We start from the raw sequence: 1,613 nt of genomic DNA on the forward strand, positions 1-1,613 counted from the left end.
CTAGCAGCCTGTCGGAGTGGGGTCGACGGTGATGCGTTTGCGGTGGGCTGCGCGCTGGTTTTAGATGATCGGGTCTGGTTTCGGCCAAGATCGGTTGCCTGATGATCCTCGCTGGCTCCAGATCCGGCCTGTAGGGCTCTGAACAGCGAGAAATGTGGGGCGTTCAGGCGGCGGCCTGAGTCAGGTTGAACATGCGCTTGACGTTCCAAGCCATGGTGATGAGGCTCCACTCGCCCCGCGCGCCGGCGAGGCCTCGCAACGAGAACTGCCGGAAGCCCAAGACCGACTTGATGATGCCGAAAACCGGCTCGGGCGTGTGCTTGCGCCGCGCATAGAGCGCTCGTCCCTCGGGCGTCTTGAGCCGATGCAGCATCGCGTCGAGCGGCGTCGGATCTTCGGGCTCGGGTGGCGCAGGGGCGAAGCGCTCGTCCAGGCCGGGGTGATGAGCGTCCCGACCCGGGGCGATCAGGGGATCGATGCCCGCCTTGGCGCAGGCCTCGACGTTGGCCTCGCTGAAATAGCCGGCATCGGCCAGTAGCGCATCGGGCCGGCCGAGATCGTCCGGCAGAGCGGCGATCCTGTCCAGCATCGGAGCCAGCTGTTGCTTGTCGTTGGGCGCCTGCGAGACGTCGACCGCCACCACGAGCAGGCTGTCGGCCGCCACGGCCGCCTGCGCGTTGTAGCACTGCTCGAAACCGCCGCCCGCCACCGGCATGATCCGGCTTTCCGCGTCGGTGAGGTTGACCTGATCGCCCGGCAGAGGACCCTCGACCGGTGGGACCGGAGGCCGGCCACGGGGCTTGCGGCCGGTTCTCGCCGCCTTGGCGTCCCGCTCCGCCACCTTGGCGTCGTAGGCGGCCTTGTCGCGGGCATGGCGCTCCGCCGCCCGAGCCTCGATCACGGCCTTCGCGTCGGCGATCCGCGCCCGCCGCTCCTCGCGCCGCGCCAGTTCGTCGGGGATCGACATCCCGTCGGGCACGTCCGCCCGGTCCGTCGCCTCGGCCCGCGCCATCAGCTCGGCGACCTCGGCCTTCAGCTGCGCTTCGATCCGATTGGCGTGGTCCCACGACAGGGCGCTGTGGCGGCTGGCGTCGGCGTGGATCTTGGTGCCGTCGAGCCCGATCGTGCCGAGCTTCAACAACCCCATCTCCCGCGCCACCTGCAGCACCTCGACGAACAAGGCCTCGATCCGCGGCAGGAAGCGGCGCCGGAACGAGGCGATCGTGTCGTGGTCGGGATGCTGGTTCGACGCCACGAAGCGGAACGCGACACTGTCGTAGGTGGCCTGCTCGAGCTGCCGGCTCGAGAACACGCCCGACGCGTAGCCGTAGACCAGAAGGCCGACCAGCACCGACGGATGGTACGGGGCCGATCCCGATCCCCGGTAGTTCCGGCTCATCGCCGACAGGTCGAGGCCGTCCACAACCTCGACGACAAACCGCGCCAGGTGCCGCTCGGGCAGCCACTCGTTCACCGAGGGCGGAAGCAGGTAATCCATGTCCCGGTCGATCGGGCGGAAGTTGCTCATGGCAGGCAGGCAGACCGACGCGAGGGGGACGACCAGCCAACCATACCAAAAGCCAAAAGGGCCGTTAAGTCCGACAAGCTGCTAG

The 1,613-nt window shown here is 68.4% G+C and carries 1 protein-coding gene; it reads right to left on the reverse strand.

Going from position 1 to position 1,613, the window contains the following annotated elements; translation table 11 throughout:
• Nucleotides 1-163 precede the first annotated feature (163 nt).
• Complete coding sequence (locus D3272_RS26995) at nucleotides 164-1,528, reverse strand: IS1182 family transposase (protein WP_129222324.1); 1,365 nt, start codon at nucleotides 1,526-1,528, stop codon at nucleotides 164-166.
• Nucleotides 1,529-1,613: the final 85 nt, after the last annotated feature.

The organism is Lichenibacterium ramalinae (assembly GCF_004137085.1).
GTDB classification, from domain to species: domain Bacteria; phylum Pseudomonadota; class Alphaproteobacteria; order Rhizobiales; family Beijerinckiaceae; genus Lichenihabitans; species Lichenihabitans ramalinae.